The organism is Rhizobium sp. S163, from assembly GCF_030380805.1.
In the GTDB taxonomy this organism is placed as follows: domain Bacteria; phylum Pseudomonadota; class Alphaproteobacteria; order Rhizobiales; family Rhizobiaceae; genus Rhizobium.
This window is the reverse complement of the sequence record NZ_JAUDSA010000003.1, coordinates 1,237,198-1,254,781: the sequence shown is the minus strand read 5'-3', so window position 1 is coordinate 1,254,781 and position 17,584 is coordinate 1,237,198. Positions and strand designations below refer to the sequence as shown.

Genomic DNA, 17,584 nt, shown 5'->3' with positions numbered 1-17,584 from the left:
CACGCCCCGCGCGCGGGAAGCAGGGAAGTTATAGTTAAAGATTTAATAAAATCGTGTTAGCTTGACCTCGCACTGCAATGACGACGAGGCCAGACATGCGCAAGCCCGCGCCGAAGACCACCCATCACGACGCCGACGGGACCGAGACGGAAGACAATCGCCAGCTGGTGAACCGTCTGCTCGAGAACGCGCAGCGTGAGGTGAGAGCGGAGGCGCCTGCTGCTGTCGAAGAGGAGCGCCAGACGCGCCATTCGGTGCTCGAGATCGCCGTCCTCGTCTGCTTCATCCCCTTCTACTGGCTCTACTCGCTGGCGACCCGCCGCACGGCGGAACAATACGAGAGCCTCTGAGCCCGCCTTAACGATCCGCTCCAAAGAGACCATTGCGCTGGTCAACTGATATCGCTGCCTTATGTGTCCTGACATAGGCAACGAACGCGGGAGGAGCGCGTAATGGCAAAGAACACGATCTGCGTATGGTACGACAAGGATGCGGAGGAGGCAGCGCGCTTCTACGCAAAGACGTTCCCTGACAGTTCCGTCGGGAAGATCACGCGCGCACCGGGGGATTATCCCTCGGGCAAGGAGGGGCAGGTGCTCGTCGTCGAGTTCACCGTCGCCGGCGTTGCCTGTATCGGCCTCAACGGCGGCCCCGTCTTCAAGCACAACGAAGCCTTCTCGTTTCAGATCTCCACCGAGGACCAGGAAGAAACCGACCGCTACTGGAACGCGATCGTCGGCAATGGTGGCGAAGAGAGCGCCTGCGGTTGGTGCAAGGACAAATGGGGCGTATCATGGCAGATCACGCCGCGTGTGCTGACAGAGGCGATGAACGCCGGCGGCGCCGAGGCCAAGCGCGCATTCGATGCGATGATGGACATGGGCAAGATCGACGTCGCGGCGATCGAGGCTGCCCGCCGGGGCTGAGCGCAACACGCCGATCTTGTCGGCCGCCTTGCTACTCGATTTCCGTCATCAACACCGCCTGTCGCTCGGAACGAAACCGGGCGTCCTGCCGTTATCGCCGCAGGAGAGCGTCAATGCCAGGAGTGCGGAAATTGATTGTGCTGAGCGCGTTCAACATCGATGACAGCGGCGCTCTGGTGCACGCGTTCGAACCGCGACGGATGAAGGGCGAGGACACGGCTGTCTACGTCGCCGAAACGATGGTCAACGACTACGCCGGCGTCGTTGTCTGGTGCCGCGAGGCCAATGTCGCTGTCGGCGAGCAGGGGCCATCGATCATTCTCTTCCAGTCGGGGCAGGTGCCGGAGTTCGATTAAGATGGCAGCCGCTCACTTCCGCCGCCTTGCCTAGCTCTGGGACTGACTCTGAGATTGCCCCTGGTCCGCGACCTTGACGATCACCTGCAGCTTTTCGCCCGGCGTGCCGATACGCATGCCGGAGACGGGTGCGGCGTCCTTGTAGGAGAGGCCGCTGGCGATACGGACATAGCGCTCGTCCGGGCAAATCTTGTTGGCGGGATCGAAGCCGACCCAGCCGAGACCGGGAATATGCGCTTCGGCCCAGGCATGGGTTGCCGCCTGCTCGATCTTTTCTTCCATCATCAGGTAGCCCGAGACGTAGCGCGCGGGAACGCCGAGCGCATGCGCGGCTGCCACGAAGATGTGGGCGTGGTCCTGGCAGACGCCCGTCTTCTTTTCCAGCGCCTGCTCGGCCGTGGTTTCGACGTCGCTGGTGCCGGGCTGGTAGTTCACCGTCTCGTGGATCGCGCCCATCAGCGCATGCATGCGGCCAAGCTCGTTGTCGCCGCTGACGCCCTTGATGAGCTCCTTCACCAGCTTGCCGGGCTTGGTGCGCGGCGTATCGCGCAGGAACAGCCAGAGCGGGCAGAAGCCGGTGTGGGGGCCGGTGACGCCGTTCAGATCCTCGGTCTCGACCTCGCCCTCGGCGACGATGCGCGTCACCTGCTGCTCGCCTTCCAGCGAGACCAAGTTGACGTGGTTGCCGAACTGGTCGTCATACTCGACCTCCGGCTTGGCGCCCTCGACATGCAGCGACCAGCTCAGCACCTTTTGGCCCGGCCCCGATGGCGGGGTCAGCCGCAGGCGCTGCAGCGAGAAGGCGGAGGGTTCGTCGTAGCGGTATTCGGTGACGTGGCTAATCTTCAGTTTCATGTCGCGACCCGCCTATGCGTAGAACCGGTAACCGTCGGAAATTTCCTGTCCGAGCTGGTTGTTGCGTGAGACGAAATCCTCGAGGAATTCGTGCAGGCCCTGATCCATGATGTCCTTGATCGCCTGCTTCTTCAGCGACTGGCGGATGGCGTCGGCGGTGTCGTGCGCCTTCAGCCGCTCGCCGTAATCGGTGGCGAGGTGGCCGAGTTCGCTGGTGATCTTCTCGTAGCAATAGGCGAGCGAACGCGGCATCTGGCCGTTGAGGATCAGGAAGTCGGCGATGTTGGTGGCGCGATATTCGCCGTCATAGGCCCAGCTGTAGGAGCGGTGGGCGGAGACCGAGCGCAGGATCGATTCCCACTGGACGTTGTCGATCGAAGTGCCGACGGCCGACACCGCCGGCAGCAGCACGTAATATTTCACGTCGAGGATGCGGCTGGTGTTGTCGGCGCGCTCGATGAAGGTGCCGATGCGGGCGAAATTGTAAAGCTCGTTGCGCAGCATCGAGCCGTGCAGCGCGCCGCGGATCAGGCCCGCGCGGTGCTTGATGACGTCGATCGCCTGCGGCAGATCGGCCGGCTTCAGCCGCTTCGACAGGAGCTCCTTGAGCTCGATCCAGAACTCGTTGGTCGCTTCCCATGTCTCGCGGGTGAGCGCCGTGCGCACCATGCGGGCGTTGTTGCGGCCGAAATCGACGCAGGACATGACGCTCGACAGGTTGGTGCGGTCGCGCAGCAGGTAGTCGATGGCATCAGGGCCGGTCAGCTTCGAATGGCCCTCGTCATAGGCTTCGCGGACGCCGGCGCTCTGCAGCACGCCGTCCCAGTTGTCGTCGCTGCCGCTGCTTCTGGTGAGTGACATGCGGATGCCGGCATCGATGAGGCGCGCGATATTCTCGGCGCGCTCGAAGTAACGGAACATCCAGTAGAGACCGTTTGCGGTTCTTCCGAGCATCAGATCAATCCTCCAATACCCAGGTGTCTTTGGTGCCGCCGCCCTGGCTGGAATTGACCACCAGCGAGCCCTGCTTCAGCGCCACGCGGGTAAGGCCGCCGGGAATGATCTGCACCTTGTCGGAGACCAGCACGTAGGGGCGCAGGTCGACGTGGCGGGGCGCGATCCCCTTGTTGACGAGGATCGGCACGGTCGACAGCGAGAGCGTCGGCTGGGCGATGTAGTTGCTCGGCTTGGCGCGCAGCTTCTCGGCGAAATCGGCGCGTTCCTTCTTCGACGCGGTCGGGCCGACCAGCATGCCGTAGCCGCCGGAGCCGTGCACTTCCTTGACGACGAGCTCTTCCAGGTGCTCCAGCACGTATTTCAGGCTGGAGGCCTCCGAACAGCGCCAGGTCGGCACGTTTTCCAGAAGCGCCTTGCGGCCGGTGTAGAACTCGACGATTTCAGGCATGTAGGAATAGATCGCCTTGTCGTCGCAGATGCCGGTACCCGGCGCGTTGGCGATGGTGATGTTGCCGGAGCGGTAGACATCCATGATCCCGGGGATGCCGAGGGCGGAATCCGGACGGAACGTCAAGGGATCGAGGAAGTCGTCGTCGACGCGGCGATAGAGCACGTCGATCGCCTCATAGCCGCGCGTGGTGCGCATCTTCACCTTGCCGTCGATGACGCGAAGGTCCGAACCCTCGACCAGCTCGACGCCCATGGTGTCGGCGAGGAAGGAGTGCTCGTAATAGGCGGAGTTGTAGATGCCAGGCGTCAGCACGGCGACGCGCGGCTTGCCCTTGCAGCCGGGAGGGGCGAGCGAGGCGAGCGACTGGCGCAGCAGATAGGGGTAATCCTCGACCGGGCGCACCTTGTTCTCGTGGAATAGCTCCGGGAACATGTGCATCATCGTCTCGCGGTTTTCCAGCATGTAGCTGACCCCCGAGGGCGTGCGGGCATTGTCTTCCAGAACGTAGAACTGGTCCTCGCCGGTGCGCACGATGTCGGTGCCGACGATGTGGGTGTAAACGCCGCCCGGCGGGCGGAAACCGATCATCTCGGGCAGGAAGGCATCGTTCTTCTCGATCAGCTCGCGCGGAATGCGGCCGGCGCGGATGATCTCCTGCTTGTGGTAGATGTCGTCGAGAAAGGCGTTGAGCGCGATGACGCGCTGCTCGATGCCCTGCGCCAGCTTTCGCCATTCGCGGCCGGAGATGACGCGGGGGATGATATCGAAGGGAATGAGCTTTTCGGAACTGTCGGCGTGGCCATAGACGGCGAAGGTGATGCCGGTCTTGCGGAAGATGTTTTCCGCATCGCGGGATTTGGCGATCAGATGAGCGCGATCCTGATTATTGTACCACTCAAAGTATTTTTCATATGGCTGTCGAGGGCTTTCGTCCCCGGTGATCATTTCATCAAATGCCAAAGGTGTGGCTCCCCTTTTTTCTTCATTTGAGTACAACGGAGAAAGCAATGCAAGAACCATGCTCAGTTCAAACGGAAGATTCATAAAATCATAGCTATCGGCGAAAATAGCCGAAAAACTGAGCATTTCCGGGAAGCTAGCGTCGGGGCGGCAAAGAGCAATTGTATCTCGTCGCTTAAAACATGAGCATGTGATTATTTTCCACGCGCGACGCGATTCATTTTCGGGCGATCGCCATGTCGGAGCCGTTTTTTTCGGCTTCAATGAAACTTACAATAAGCATCAACGCTTCGCCTTTGACTGCCGGTACCCGCAGCGGCTATCTCGGCCCATTTCCGTTTTCCAAGGCCGCCCATGTCGCTCGATCGCCTCGCACCCGCCATCTTCGTTCTCCTGTGGTCCACCGGCTGGGTGGTGGCGAAATACGCGGCCATCCATTCCGAGCCCTTCACCTTTCTCGCCATTCGCTTCGCGCTGTCGGCGCTGGCCTTCCTGGCGCTCTGTCTCGTGCTCAGGGTTCAGTGGCCGGATAGGGCGGTGATCTGGAAAGCGATCTATTCAGGGCTGTTCCTGCACGGCTTTTATCTCGGCGGCCTGTGGTGGGCGATCGCCAATGGGGTGCCGGCCGGCATCTCCGGCATCATCGCGGCGCTGCAGCCGCTTCTGACGGCGATGGCCGCACCGCTTCTGATCGGCGAAAGGCTGCAGCCGGTGCAGAAAGCCGGGCTCGCGCTCGGCTTCGTGGGGATCGCGATCGCCATCTCGCCCAAGCTCTTTGACCCCGCCAACGCCAATCTCGCCCATGCCCTCGTGCCGCTCGCGATCAACCTCTTGGCGATGGCGTCGGTCACCTATGGAACGCTCTACCAGAAGAAGCACCTGCAAACAGGCAATCTGCCTGCTATCGCGACGCTGCAATATGTCGGCGCACTCATCGTCAGCGTGCCGCTGATGCTGAGCTTCGAGCGCATGCATTTCGACGGGTCGGCAACGGCGGTCGCGGCCCTCGTCTGGTCGGTCTTCGGCCTGTCGATGGGCGGCGTCGGGCTACTGCTCTATCTGATCCGGCGTGGGCAGGTGTCGCGCGCGGCCTCGCTGATCTACCTGATGCCGCCGACCGTGGCGCTGGAGGCCTTCATCGCCTTCGGCGAACCGCTGACCCTGCCGCTCATTATCGGCACCATCGTTGTCGTCACCGGCGTCTATCTGACCAACCGGCAGGCGGTCGCGCCGCTGCGCGAGCAGGCGCAGTAAGACCAGCGAGCAGGCACAATAAAAAACGGCGGGATTTCTCCCGCCGTTCGGTGTTCAATCGCGTCTAGGAATTACGCGCGTTCGCGACGCTGGCCGCCATTGCCGCCGCGCGAGGGGCCGCCGCGGCGGTTGCCGCCGTTGCCTTCGCGGCGTTCACCACGTTCGCCACCGGCATTCTGCTGCGCGCCACGGTCTTCGCCATGCTTGCGGGCCGGACGGCCCTGGCCGTTGCGGGGGGCATTGCGGGCGCCGCCGCCGGGCTGGTGACGGTTGGCGTCGCCATGGGCGTGGTTGCCGTGCTGCGGGCGCTGCTGCTTGCGGGCCTGGCCTGCGCCACGGAAATCCGAGGTCGAGGCGAGATCGTTGTCAGGGCCTGCCGTGACCGGCGCGACTTCGCCGCGACGCTGGCCGCGGAAATCCTCGTTGCGCTGGGTCTGGCGTTCCGGACGGGGACGACGCTCGCGGCGCTCCTCGTTGGCGCGGACTTCCTCGCCAGCCTCGGGGCGCGGACGGCGCTCGGGGCGACCGGCGCGGGCGTTGCCACGGCCTTCGCCGCCCCTGCCTTCGCCACCACGACCTTCACCGCCACGACCCTGGCTCTGGCCACGGTTGCCGCCATTGCCGCGCTTCGGCGCCGCGTTCATGTTGGCCGGGGCTTCGCCAGAGGCAACCGCGATCGAGATGTTCATCAGGCGCTCGATATCGCGCAGCAGACGGGTTTCATCCGGTGCGCAGAAAGCGATCGCGATACCATCGCGGCCGGCGCGGGCCGTACGGCCGATGCGGTGGACGTAGGCGTCCGGCACTTCAGGCAGATCGTAGTTGTAGACGTGGCTGACAGCCGGGATGTCGATGCCGCGCGCTGCGACGTCGGTCGCGATCAGCGTCTTGATATCGCCGTCCTTGAAGGCCTTCAGCGCGCGCTCGCGCTGACCCTGGCTCTTGTTGCCGTGGATCGAGGCGACGGAGTAGCCGACGTGCTCGAGATGCTTCATCAGCTTCTCGGCGCCATGCTTGGTGCGCAGGAAGACGATGGCGCGGCCATCGGGGTTTTCGGAGAGCGACTTCTTCAGAAGGTCGGTCTTGTCGTTCTTGCCGTTGACGAAGTGGACATACTGCTCGACCTTGTCGGCAGCCTTGCCCGGAGGCGTCACTTCGACCTTGACCGGATCGGTCAGGAAGTCTGCGGCGAGATCGGCGATCGCCTTCGGCATGGTGGCGGAAAAGAGCATCGTCTGGCGACGCTTCGGCACCATCTTGGAGATTTTGCGGAGATCATGCACGAAGCCGAGGTCGAGCATCTGGTCGGCTTCGTCGAGCACGAGGTAGCGCACGGCGGTGAGGCCGATGGCGCGGCGGGCGACGAGATCGAGCAGGCGGCCCGGGGTGGCGACCAGGATGTCGGTGCCCTTTTCAAGCTGCAGCTGCTGCTTGTTGATCGAGACGCCGCCAACGACGACGTTGATGCGCAGATGCGACTTGCGCAGGAAGTTCTTCAGGTTCTGGGCGATCTGGTTCACCAGTTCGCGGGTCGGCGCCAGGATCAGCGTACGGGTGGTACGGTTGTCGGGGCGGCGTTCTTCCGGGATCAGCTTTTCGATCAGCGGCAGGCCGAATGCGGCCGTCTTGCCGGTGCCGGTCTGTGCAAGGCCGATCAGGTCGCGGCCTTCGAGAAGAAGCGGGATCGCCTTTTCCTGGATGGGGGTCGGCGTTTCGATACCGAGCTGGAACAGTGTGGCGACGATCGGCTTGGAGACACCAAGCGATTCAAAATTGGTCAAGTCATAACCTTTTCAGGGGCGCCAAAACAATACCGCCGGAACGCGGGTTTGCGGTCCGGTGTTACTCTGGCGTCAAGAACCCCGCGTGAAGTGGGAACTTGTCTTGTTGGAAAAAGCTTTCCAGCGCTTCTGCCGCGTCCCTTGGGATGCGGTCCATTCGAAATGCGCTTTTGTCCTTCTTCCTGCATCCTATTTGCTGGCAGGGGCACGCTCACGCGGCGGCCGGAAGGTGAAAGCTGGCCTGCATTTGGTCTAGTTCCGCCGGAAAGTCAAGGGGAGGGGCGTAAAAGGCCGAGCAGGGCCACGGCGCGGGAGGCGTATCGCGCGCCGTTGTCGGGCGATCGGCTGAAATGTCAGTACGGGCAGACGCGAACGCGGTAAGCCTCGCCCCATCCGTTGCGCCGCCATTCGAGATGGCAGGTGCGGTAGGGTTGGACGTAATGCGTGCGGTAGACCGGATAGGCGCGGTAGGGCCGGTATGCCCTATAGGGATATCCGTAGCGATAGCCATAGGCATAGGGATAACCGTAGCCGTCGGGATAGCCGTATGTGTAGGGGTAGGGGCGCAGCGCCTGCGACAGCAGCACGCCGCCGACGAAGCCGGCCGCTGCACCGCCCCAGGCGTAATGTTCATGCGCCATCGCCGGCGAGGCCGATGTCAGCGTCGCCGCTGTCAGCGTGAGCAGGATAGAGCCGGTTGCCATGCTTTTATGAAGTACGGACATGTTCGCCTCCTGTGACGGACGAATTGTTCTTAGGCGTCGGCAGCAGAATATCGCGGCGGCCTAAGAAATGGCTGGGATTTTAGCACGATTTTCTAGGTTTTGCTTGGCGATGACAGGAGCATCAGTCGCTGCAACCACGCATGCTCTTCTTCTACTCTTCTCAATCTGCAGCGTTATTTTTGGTTGGGCGGGTCATGGTTAATTCGTTGTTAAACGCCTCTCGGCTATGGTCGATGACGTAGCAATTTACCTAGTGTTTTCATGGTGGAGCAGGTGTTTTTGGGACCGAACGGGGACATTCTCGAACTGGCATGCGGCCGGATCGCGGATCTGGACAACCCTGCCTATGTCAAGAACAGCGAGCTGCGCTATGTCGCGGTCAATCAGGCCTATGCGGATTTCTTCGGCAAGGAGATTTCCGATTTTATCGGCCGGCGCAGCCGCGAGCTGTTCGACCGTCCGGAAGAGCAGGACCGCGAGGACAAGGAGCGGCGCGCGCTGGTGTTCGGCAGCGAGGAAAGCGCGCTCTGCTTCGACGCGACAGGCGATCTCCATGACCGCGTGAGGATCGAGAGCTTTGCGCTGTCGGAGGAACGGATCTACGTGCTCGGCATGTTCGAAGAGGCGCGCAAGGCGGCGCGTCCGAAATGGCCGGCGGCGCGGGCGCTCAGTGACAACAGCACGGATATCGACTTCCTGCGCGATGTGATCGAGGCGCTTCCGGTTGCCGCCTTCGTGCGCGATCAGGATCACCGGCTGGTTTATGCCAATGCATCTTATGAACAGTTGACGGGACTGCCGCGCGCCGAGTCGCTGGGCAAGACCGAACGCGAGATGTTTGGCACGGCGTCCGGCGACATGGTGAGCCGCGGCCATGTGCAGGCGCTGGCCAAGGGAGAGGCGCGCGATATCGAGAGCTTGGTTCCTCGCGCGGATGGCGGGGTCTATCCTATCCTCGCGCAGATCAACCGGATCGATGGCGGCGACGGCCGGCACTATACGGTCGGGTCCTACTCGGATGTCTCGCTGCTGAAGGAGCGCGAAAGCGCGCTCATCGCCGCGCAGGCGCATACCGAAATTCTCCATCGCGACATGGCGCGCGTGCTGAATTCGCTGCCGGTCGGCGTTCTGATCCTTGAGAGTGATCTGACGATCCGCTACGGCAACCACGCCTTCTACACGATCTCCGAGCTGCCTGAGGGCCTGTTCGACGGCAAGGGCTTTGCCGAGCTTGTCGAGTACAACCACACGCTGGGGCGCTATCCGCCGGGCGTGACCGCCGAGGAAATCCTTGCGCGGCGCACGGATCAGTTCCGCTCCGACCAGCCGGCTGCGGCCGAGATCAACTGGGGCGAAAAGTTTCTCCTGGTCGACAGCCGCAAGATCTCGACGGATCGCATCCTGCTGACCTATGCCGACGTGTCGGCCGTGCGCCGGCATGAGCGCGAAATCCACGCCGCCCGCGAAGAGCTCGAGAACCTCGGCGAACTGATGGGCGATGCGACGCATGCGATGTCGCAGGGGCTGCTCGTGCTGCAGGATGGAGAAATCCTGCTCAGCAACGATGCGCTGGCCGGGATGCTGGACCTTGCATCCGAGCGCGTCGCCATCGGGCGCAACTGGCGCGAGATGCTGGCCTTCTGCGCCACGCGCGGTGATTTCTCGGAAGATGCCGATCACCTGCTCAACGATATCGGCCAGGCGCTTGCCGACGGCCAGCCGGCGTCGCATCTCTTTCGCGTGCCCGATGGCCGCTGGGTGCAGATGGACGTCATGGTCAGCGCGCGCCGGCATTGGGTCGTGCTGTTTACCGACATTTCGGCGATGAAGATCCGCGAAGTCGATCTGGAGAGCCTGCTTGAACGCGCCGAGGTCGCTGACCGGGTGAAGTCGGAGTTCCTGGCCAATATGAGCCATGAAATCCGCACGCCGATGAATGGCGTTCTCGGCATGGCGGAGCTGCTGTCGAAGACCAATCTCGACACGCGCCAGAAGACTTTCGTCGATATCATCACCAAGTCCGGCAATGCGCTGATGACCATCATCAACGACATCCTCGACTTCTCGAAGATCGATTCCGGGCAGATGACGCTGCGGCGCGTGACCTTCGACCCGATTGAGGCCGTCGAGGATGTGGTGACACTTCTGTCGTCGCTGGCGGCGGAAAAGAGCATCGAGCTTCTGGTGCGCGTCATGCCCGGTCTGCCTGCGGCGATCATCGGCGACGCCGGGCGTTTTCGCCAGATCGTCACCAATCTCGTCGGTAACGCCGTCAAGTTCACCGAGCGGGGCCATGTGCTGGTCGAGCTCGGCTATGTCGCCGGTGCGGCCGACGAGATCATGGCGACGCTGCGCATCGAGGATACCGGGATCGGCATGCCGAAGGACCGGCTCGACCAGATTTTCGGCAAGTTCTCGCAGATCGATTCCTCCTCGACGCGGCGCCACGAAGGCACCGGGCTGGGATTGGCGATCACCGCGGGTCTCGTCGACCTGTTCGGCGGTTATATCGAGGTCGACAGCGCTGTCGGCGAGGGTTCGGTCTTCACCGTCACGCTGCCGTTTACCGTCGGTGCCAAGCGGGCCGAGCCGCGGCCGCTGCCGGTCAATGTGCGCGGCGCGCGCGTGCTTGTCATCGATGACAACGCCGTCAACCGCCAGATCCTGACCGAGCAGCTTACGCAATGGGGCTTCGATGGCGCGGCCGCCGAAGACGGCGTCGAAGGGCTCGCCATTCTCGAGGAAGCGTCCGCACTCGGCGTTTCGATCGATGCGCTTGTTCTCGACTACCAGATACCCGGCATGAACGGCGCCGACATCGCCCGCCTGTTGCGCGCCGACGAGCGCTTCGCCGACCTGCCGATCGTCTTCCTGACGTCGATGGATATCTCCGGCACCGAGAAGGAATTCGCGGCGCTGAACGGCCAGGCGCATCTGATGAAGCCGGCCCGCGCCAACGTGTTGCGCAACACCATCGTCGATGTCGTGCGGACCAACCGGATCAGGCTGGCGCCGACGCTGCGCCCCGTTATCGAGGCGCCGCCGCTCGAACCCGAATTACTGCCGGAAGCTTTCAACGAAAGAGCGCCGCCGTCCTTCATCGACGTGCTCGTCGCCGAGGACAATGAAGTCAACCAGATCGTCTTCACGCAGATCCTGCAGGCGACGGGACTGAACTTCCTCGTCGTCAAGAACGGCGAAGAGGCCGTCGAGGCCTGGGAGGCCTATACGCCGCGCATCATCATGATGGATGTGTCGATGCCGGTCATGAACGGCCACGACGCGGCGCGGCGCATCCGCGAGCTTGAGCGCGGGCAGGGGCACCGCGTGCCGATCATCGGCGTCACCGCGCATGCGCTCGACGCCGACCGCGATCTCTGCCTCGACGCCGGCATGGACGACTACATGGCCAAGCCGATCAGCCCGGAACTGCTGGAAGAGAAGATCGCGCTGTGGCTCGGCAAGGAAGGCCGCACGAGCGGGATTTCGCTGAGCTAGTCTACAACTGGCCTAGCCCTCGGCGCGCTTGACGCCGCACAGCATTTCGCGCTTGCCGGCAAAGCCGGGACGGCGCTCGACCGCAAAGCCCGCGGCGCCCAGATTGCGCCGGACGAAGCCGGCCGCTGCGTAGGTGGCGAAGGTGCCGCCAGGGACCGTCTTTTCACAGACGAGCGTCATCAGTTCCTGCGACCACATGTCGGCATTGCGCGAAGGCGCAAAGCCATCCAGATACCAGGCATCGAAACCCGCCTTGGCGGCCGACACCCCATCGAGCGCCCGGCCGCAGACGACGCTGAGCGTGGTCTGCTCGTCGAGTTTCAAGGACACGGTGCCCTCGGGCATATCCGGCCATGCAGAGGTGAGCGCGATACGCTCGGCGTCGATCTCCGGCCAGTGCGACAGCGCGCGGTCGATCTCGTCTCGCCGCATCGGGTAGAGCTCGAAGGACATGAAGTGCAGTTGCTGGCCTTCTGCGCGCCTCAGCTTCCAGTTCCTGAAGGTCTCGGCGAAGTTCAGGCCGGTGCCGAAGCCGAGCTCACCGATCAGGAAGTTTTGCGCCCCGGCCCATCGCTCAGGCAGGCCGTTTCCGGCTAGAAAGACATGGCCGCATTCGAGGCGGCCGTCGGTCTGGCAATAAAAATGGTCGCCAAAGGCCGGCGAATAGGGCATATCGCCGTCGCGCCATTCAAGCGGCCGGTTCGCTATTTCGAGGTCTGCCGCGTCCATCTGATCGGGATCGATATCTGTCATGCCAACAGCCGATAGTCCGGCCTTGCCCTCGGGTCAATCGTCCACTGATCTGTTGATCGTCGGCGGCGGCATCATGGGGCTCTGGGCGGCCGTCTACGCAGAGCGCATGGGGATCGACGCGGTGCTGATCGATGCCGGCGTGCTTGGAGGCGGGGCGAGCGGCGGGTTGCTGGGCGCGCTGATGCCGCACATGCCGGATAAGTGGAACCCGAAGAAGCAGTTTCAGTTCGATGCGCTGGTAGCGCTGGAGGCCGAGGTGGCGCAGCTTGAGGCCGAGACGGGCCTCTCAACGGGCTACCGTCGCTCCGGCCGCCTGATCCCGCTGCCCAAGCCGCATCTGCGCGATATCGCGCTCGGCCATTCCGCCGATGCCGAAAGCCATTGGCATACAGGAGAGCGCCGCTTTCATTGGAATGTGATCGATACGCCTGATGTATCCGGCTGGCCGGACGCTTCCGGTATGGAGGGCGGCTTTGTGCATGACACGCTGGCCGGCCGGGTGGCGCCACGATCGCTGACGGGTGTGCTCGCAGCGTTCCTCCGCCGCGCCAAACACATCCGCATCATCGAGAATTCAGCTGTTCGCGGCATAGATGCCGAGCGCGGGATCGCCGAGACCGATGCCGGGGCGATCGCCTTCGGACATTGCATCATTGCGGCCGGTTATCAGTCGTTTCCGCTTCTGGCGCGCGACACATCGGGGCTGACACAGCCGCTCGGCCAGCCGGTAAAGGGCCAGTCGGCGCTTCTGAAGGCCGATATCGATCCTGGCCTCCCGACAATCTTCCGCGACGGGCTTTATGTGGTGGCGCATGAGGGCGGGCATGTCGCGATCGGCAGCACCAGCGAGAACCGTTTCGATGCACCCTTCGCGACCGACGGGCAGCTGGATGTTCTGGTCGAGAAGGCGCGGGCACTGGTGCCTCTGTTGCGCGACGCGCCCGTTATCGAGCGCTGGGCAGGGCTGCGCCCCAAGGCGATCGACCGCGACCCGATGATCGGTCCGCATCCCGAACATGAGAGATTGCTGGCGCTGACCGGTGGCTTCAAGGTTAGCTTCGGCCTCGCGCACCGGCTGGCCGAGGCGGTGGTGCACATGGCTGCGGGCAGTGCGGTACCGTTTGCGGTGCCCGAGAGCTTTCACCTGATCAATCATATTCACGTCGCTTCACGCTAAAGTGCCTCGCGATCGCTTGAATTCTCTCGTTTCGCCTACGCTTTTCCGTTTTTCGCTGCCTAAATCCTGAAATCAGCGGCCACTTTCGCGAGATAAACAGCAATTCACGTTAAACGTGAATTAGCACTCGCTGTCCTTCGTCAATCTGTCATGCAAATCGCCTATCTGCTTGCAAAACGGCAGCGCGCCGACGAGTCGCGCCTGGTGCCGACGGAGATAATTGCATGCGATACGCCATCTGCTTCACGCCCGCCGCGAATGACCCGCTGTCGCATGCGGCTGCCAATTGGCTTGGCCGAAACGTGTTTTCCGGCGAGATGGTGGAGCCCACTGCAATCCGCGGGCTCAGCATTCACGAGGTTGCCTTTCACACGGCGGTGCCGCGGCGCTATGGTTTTCACGGTGCGCTGAAGGCACCATTCCGGCTTGCGACCGATATGTCGGAGCCGCAACTCCTGCGGGAACTGATGCGCTTCTGTGGTACACTCACGCCGTTTTCCATTCCGCGGCTCGAGGTTGCGCGCACCGGTAGCATCTTCAGCCTGGTGCCGTCGCTGCCCTGCGACAACGTCCAGTATCTGGCCTCCTCGATCGTGCAGCAGTTCGACCAGTTCCGCGCGCCGCTCAGCGATGCCGATATCGAGCGCAGCGATCCGGATGGGCTTTCGGCGGCGCAGTTCGCCAATCTGCATCGCTGGGGATGCCCCTATGTGATGGACGAATTCCGCTTCCATATGCCTTTGACCGGCCCGGTCAGCCTGGTCGACATGTCGCGCATCGAGCGTTCGCTGCGCAGCGTTTTCGAGCCGGTTCTCATCGATCCGGTGAAGATATCGAACGTGGCGCTGATGGTCGAAGAGGGCAATGGCGGGCCGTTCCGGGTGCATTCGCTGCATCCGATGGGCAAGGTCAGCGCGCGGCGCGAGCGGGTTCCCGTTCCGGCCTAAGCGGTTGTGCGATAAGCGCAAAAAGCTGTTGCGCAGTTTCCGTCTCGACATTCGCTCTTGAGGTGTTACCGTTCGACGACTTTCTGGAAGGTGATTTCATGGTATCCGAGACTTACCCGCGCAATCTCGTCGGCTATGGCCGCAACACCCCCGACCCGAAATGGCCCGGCGGCGCCAATATCGCCGTGCAGTTCGTCATCAATTACGAAGAGGGCGGCGAGAGCTGCATTCTGGATGGCGACGCGGCCTCGGAAAACCTGCTGTCGGAGATCGTCGGCGCGGCCGCCTGGCCCGGCCAGCGCAATCTCAACATGGAATCGATCTACGAATACGGCTCGCGGGCCGGTTTCTGGCGGCTTTGGCGGATGTTCACCGAATTCAAGGTGCAGGCGACCGTCTATGGCGTGACGCAGGCGATGGCGCGCAACCCCGAGGCGGTGGCGGCGATGAAGGAAGCCGGCTGGGAAATCGCCAGCCACGGCTACCGCTGGTTGGAATACAAGGATTTCCAGGAAGAGCTGGAGCGCAAGCATATCCTCGAAGCCGTGCGACTGCACACCGAGCTTACGGGCGAGCGGCCCTACGGCATGTACCAGGGCAAGCCATCGGACAATACGCTGCGGCTGGTGCAGGAGGAGGGCGGCTTCCTCTATTCGTCGGACAGCTATGCCGACGATCTGCCTTTCTGGGTGAAGGGCGTGGACGGCAAGCCGTTCCTGATCATTCCCTATACGCTCGAAACCAACGACATGCGCTTTGCGACGCCGCAGGGCTTCAACTCGGGCGACCAGTTCTTCACCTATCTCAAGGATGCCTTCGACACGCTCTATGAAGAGGGCGAGGCGGGTAGCCCGAAGATGATGTCGATCGGCCTGCATTGCCGGCTCGTCGGCCGCCCGGGCCGCGCGGCGGCGCTGAAGCGCTTCATGCAGTATGTGCTCGACCATGAGAAGGTGTGGATCCCGCGCCGTATCGAGATCGCCGAGCACTGGCACAAGCACCACAAGCCGGAGGCCATCTGATGATCGCACGCGACGAATTCATCTCCCGCTTCGGCGGCGTCTTCGAGCACTCGCCCTTCATCGCCGAGCGGGCCTATGACGACGGTTTCGTCGGCGAGACGCTTGATGTCGACCGCGTGCACACGGCGCTGGTGGCGATCTTCCGCGCCGCGAGCCCGGAGGAACGCGTCGGTGTGCTCCGCGCCCACCCCGACCTCGCCGGCCGCTTGGCGATTGCTGGCGAATTGACCGAGGACAGCAAAAAAGAACAGGCCGGCGCCGGCCTCGACCGGCTGAGCCCCGAGGAGCATCAGCGCTTCACCGAACTCAACCGCGCCTATGTCGAAAAATTCGGCTTTCCCTTCATCATCGCGGTGAAGGGTCTCGACAAGCAGGCAATCCTCACCGCCTTCGAAAAGCGCATCGACAACAGCCGCGATGCGGAATTCGAAACGGCGACCGCGCAGGTGGAGCGTATCGCGCTCTTGCGGCTCGAGGCGCTTCTGCCCTCGCGCTGAGCGACTGCGCTTTTCTCTTGTCCGTCCGCCGCTTATAGTCGTCGCCAAGGGAGCGATTGCATGAGACCATCCGAGGTGCTGGAGCAAAACAGGCAGGCGATCCGCGAGGCGACCAAACGCTTCAATGCGGCGAACCCGCGTGTGTTCGGTTCGGTGGCGCGTGGTGAGGATCGGGTGGATAGCGATCTGGATATCTTGGTTGATGCATTGCCGGGAAGCACGCTGCTGACGCTGGGCGGTTTGCAGGATGCGCTCGATCAGATGATGCTTGGCACCGAGGTGCATTTGCTGACGCCGGGTGACTTTCCGGAGGACGTGCGTCGTGAGGTTCTGAACGAAGCAAAGCCGATATGAGCTGCTACTTTGTTGTCGGCGAGCGGTGGATAGGGCCGTGAAACCGTCCGAAGTGCTGGAGAGAAACAGGCAGGCGATCCGCGAGGCGACGACGCGCTTTAACGCGGCGAACCCGCGTGTGTTCGGCTCTGTGGCGCGGGGCGAGGATCGGGCGGATAGCGATCTCGATATTCTCGTTGATACGCTGCCGGGCACATCGTTGTTCGATCTCGGCGGGTTGCTTGAGGAGTTGAAGGATATTCTGGGGGTGAAGGTGGATCTGGTGACGCCGGGCGGCTTGCCTGAGAACATTCGCGAGCGCGTTCTTCAGAATGCCATGGCGATATGAACATGGCGCGGTCGCTCTTTCCTGACTTACGGCGACGTGCTTTTCTCTTTCTCATCCGCCGCTTATAGTCGTCGGGAGGGAGCAAAGGCGATGAAACCATCGGAAGTGCTGGAGCAAAACAGGCAGGCGATCCGTGAGGCGACCAAGCGCTTCAATGCGGCGAACCCGCGTGTCTTCGGCTCGGTGGCGCGGGGTGAGGATCGGGCGGATAGCGATCTCGATATTCTCGTCGATACGCTGCCTGGGACGTCTCTTTTCGATCTCGGTGGATTGCTGGAAGAGTTGAAGGACATCATGCAGGGAACGGATATCCATCTCATGGTCCCCGGAGATTTCCCTGAAAGAGTGCGCGCGCGCGTTCTCAGCGAGGCCAAGCCGATATGAATTCGGATTGGCTGCGATCCTATCTTGACCAGATGGAACAGGTTTCCCACGAGATCGGCGATTTCGTTAAGGACACGTCCAAGGAGGCGTTTCTTGAAGATGTGATGAAGCAGCGCGCCATCGGCATGAATTTGCTGATGATCGGCGAGGTCGTCACGCGATTGTCCGAGGAGTTTCCGGAGGTCGTCGCAGCCCATCCGGAAGTGCCCTGGACAAAGATGCGCGGAATGCGAAACAGGATCGCGCACGGCTATTTCAATATCGACCTCGAGACGGTCTGGGACACGGCGACGAACAATATCCCCGAGCTGATCGATACGCTCCACATGCTACGCCACTGGCGCATACAAGGCGAATGA

The 17,584-nt window shown here is 62.6% G+C and carries 19 protein-coding genes; 13 read left to right on the top strand and 6 right to left on the bottom strand.

Annotated elements, in window-relative coordinates; translation table 11 throughout:
- Positions 1 to 95: 95 nt before the first annotated feature.
- The 3 genes from QTL96_RS06395 to QTL96_RS06385 all read left to right on the top strand — a co-directional run bounded on the left by QTL96_RS06395 (position 96) and on the right by QTL96_RS06385 (position 1,282).
- Positions 96 to 350, top strand: coding sequence for a hypothetical protein (locus tag QTL96_RS06395; RefSeq protein WP_289727102.1), 255 nt, complete (start codon positions 96 to 98; stop codon positions 348 to 350).
- A gap of 102 nt (positions 351 to 452) precedes the next feature.
- Entirely contained in the window at positions 453 to 926 is a 474-nt protein-coding gene (locus tag QTL96_RS06390) for a VOC family protein (protein ID WP_018897240.1), read from the top strand.
- Positions 927 to 1,039: 113 nt separating this feature from the next.
- Complete coding sequence (locus QTL96_RS06385; protein WP_112943878.1) at positions 1,040 to 1,282, top strand: hypothetical protein; 243 nt, start codon at positions 1,040 to 1,042, stop codon at positions 1,280 to 1,282.
- Between the two features lie 30 nt (positions 1,283 to 1,312).
- Here the strand turns inward: QTL96_RS06385 and QTL96_RS06380 are convergent, their stop codons facing one another.
- The 3 genes from QTL96_RS06380 to QTL96_RS06370 are packed head-to-tail and all read right to left on the bottom strand — an operon-like array spanning position 1,313 to position 4,505.
- Positions 1,313 to 2,137, bottom strand: coding sequence for a transglutaminase family protein (locus QTL96_RS06380; RefSeq protein ID WP_112982974.1), 825 nt, complete (start codon positions 2,135 to 2,137; stop codon positions 1,313 to 1,315).
- Positions 2,138 to 2,149: 12 nt separating this feature from the next.
- Positions 2,150 to 3,091 (bottom strand): alpha-E domain-containing protein, encoded by a 942-nt coding sequence (locus QTL96_RS06375; RefSeq protein ID WP_112943882.1) that lies wholly within the window; start codon positions 3,089 to 3,091, stop codon positions 2,150 to 2,152.
- Positions 3,092 to 3,095: 4 nt separating this feature from the next.
- Positions 3,096 to 4,505 carry a circularly permuted type 2 ATP-grasp protein gene (locus tag QTL96_RS06370; RefSeq protein WP_018897244.1) on the bottom strand — a complete coding sequence of 470 codons (1,410 nt, stop codon included), beginning with the start codon at positions 4,503 to 4,505 and terminating at the stop codon, positions 3,096 to 3,098.
- 354 nt (positions 4,506 to 4,859) lie between these two features.
- Between QTL96_RS06370 and QTL96_RS06365 the strand changes: the two genes are divergently transcribed.
- Positions 4,860 to 5,759: a DMT family transporter gene (locus tag QTL96_RS06365; RefSeq protein WP_289727101.1), complete on the top strand. Its 900-nt coding sequence runs from the start codon at positions 4,860 to 4,862 to the stop codon at positions 5,757 to 5,759.
- A 71-nt stretch (positions 5,760 to 5,830) separates the two neighbouring features.
- Here QTL96_RS06365 and QTL96_RS06360 read toward each other — a convergent pair whose 3' ends face one another.
- Complete coding sequence (locus QTL96_RS06360; protein ID WP_289727100.1) at positions 5,831 to 7,540, bottom strand: DEAD/DEAH box helicase; 1,710 nt, start codon at positions 7,538 to 7,540, stop codon at positions 5,831 to 5,833.
- A gap of 353 nt (positions 7,541 to 7,893) precedes the next feature.
- Entirely contained in the window at positions 7,894 to 8,265 is a 372-nt protein-coding gene (locus QTL96_RS06355) for a hypothetical protein (protein WP_112943885.1), read from the bottom strand.
- Between the two features lie 279 nt (positions 8,266 to 8,544).
- On the opposite strand from QTL96_RS06355, the gene QTL96_RS06350 reads away from it, so the two are divergent.
- Positions 8,545 to 11,763 carry a response regulator gene (locus QTL96_RS06350; protein ID WP_289727187.1) on the top strand — a complete coding sequence of 1,073 codons (3,219 nt, stop codon included), beginning with the start codon at positions 8,545 to 8,547 and terminating at the stop codon, positions 11,761 to 11,763.
- A 12-nt stretch (positions 11,764 to 11,775) separates the two neighbouring features.
- On the opposite strand, the gene mnmD is transcribed toward QTL96_RS06350, so the two are convergent.
- Positions 11,776 to 12,516 carry a tRNA (5-methylaminomethyl-2-thiouridine)(34)-methyltransferase MnmD gene (gene mnmD / locus QTL96_RS06345; protein WP_289727099.1) on the bottom strand — a complete coding sequence of 247 codons (741 nt, stop codon included), beginning with the start codon at positions 12,514 to 12,516 and terminating at the stop codon, positions 11,776 to 11,778.
- Between mnmD and QTL96_RS06340 the strand changes: the two genes are divergently transcribed.
- The 8 genes from QTL96_RS06340 (at position 12,515) to QTL96_RS06305 (ending at position 17,584) form a co-directional block, all read left to right on the top strand.
- Positions 12,515 to 13,693: an FAD-binding oxidoreductase gene (locus QTL96_RS06340; protein WP_289727098.1), complete on the top strand. Its 1,179-nt coding sequence runs from the start codon at positions 12,515 to 12,517 to the stop codon at positions 13,691 to 13,693. The two genes, mnmD and QTL96_RS06340, sit on opposite strands and share 2 nt — an antisense overlap.
- 224 nt (positions 13,694 to 13,917) lie before the next feature.
- Positions 13,918 to 14,640, top strand: coding sequence for a DUF1045 domain-containing protein (locus QTL96_RS06335; protein ID WP_289727097.1), 723 nt, complete (start codon positions 13,918 to 13,920; stop codon positions 14,638 to 14,640).
- Positions 14,641 to 14,738: 98 nt separating this feature from the next.
- A complete protein-coding gene (gene puuE, locus QTL96_RS06330; protein ID WP_289727096.1) occupies positions 14,739 to 15,662 on the top strand; it encodes an allantoinase PuuE in 924 nt (307 codons plus the stop codon).
- The gene (uraD, locus tag QTL96_RS06325; protein WP_289727095.1) at positions 15,662 to 16,159 is read left to right on the top strand and encodes a 2-oxo-4-hydroxy-4-carboxy-5-ureidoimidazoline decarboxylase; all 498 of its coding nucleotides are present in this window, start codon (positions 15,662 to 15,664) and stop codon (positions 16,157 to 16,159) included. Before puuE ends, uraD begins: the two co-directional genes overlap by 1 nt.
- A 60-nt stretch (positions 16,160 to 16,219) precedes the next feature.
- A complete protein-coding gene (locus QTL96_RS06320; RefSeq protein WP_289727094.1) occupies positions 16,220 to 16,513 on the top strand; it encodes a nucleotidyltransferase family protein in 294 nt (97 codons plus the stop codon).
- A 37-nt stretch (positions 16,514 to 16,550) separates the two neighbouring features.
- The gene (locus QTL96_RS06315; RefSeq protein ID WP_289727093.1) at positions 16,551 to 16,841 is read left to right on the top strand and encodes a nucleotidyltransferase family protein; all 291 of its coding nucleotides are present in this window, start codon (positions 16,551 to 16,553) and stop codon (positions 16,839 to 16,841) included.
- Positions 16,842 to 16,931: 90 nt separating this feature from the next.
- The gene (locus tag QTL96_RS06310; protein ID WP_289727092.1) at positions 16,932 to 17,225 is read left to right on the top strand and encodes a nucleotidyltransferase family protein; all 294 of its coding nucleotides are present in this window, start codon (positions 16,932 to 16,934) and stop codon (positions 17,223 to 17,225) included.
- Positions 17,222 to 17,584 carry a DUF86 domain-containing protein gene (locus QTL96_RS06305; protein WP_289727091.1) on the top strand — a complete coding sequence of 121 codons (363 nt, stop codon included), beginning with the start codon at positions 17,222 to 17,224 and terminating at the stop codon, positions 17,582 to 17,584. Before QTL96_RS06310 ends, QTL96_RS06305 begins: the two co-directional genes overlap by 4 nt.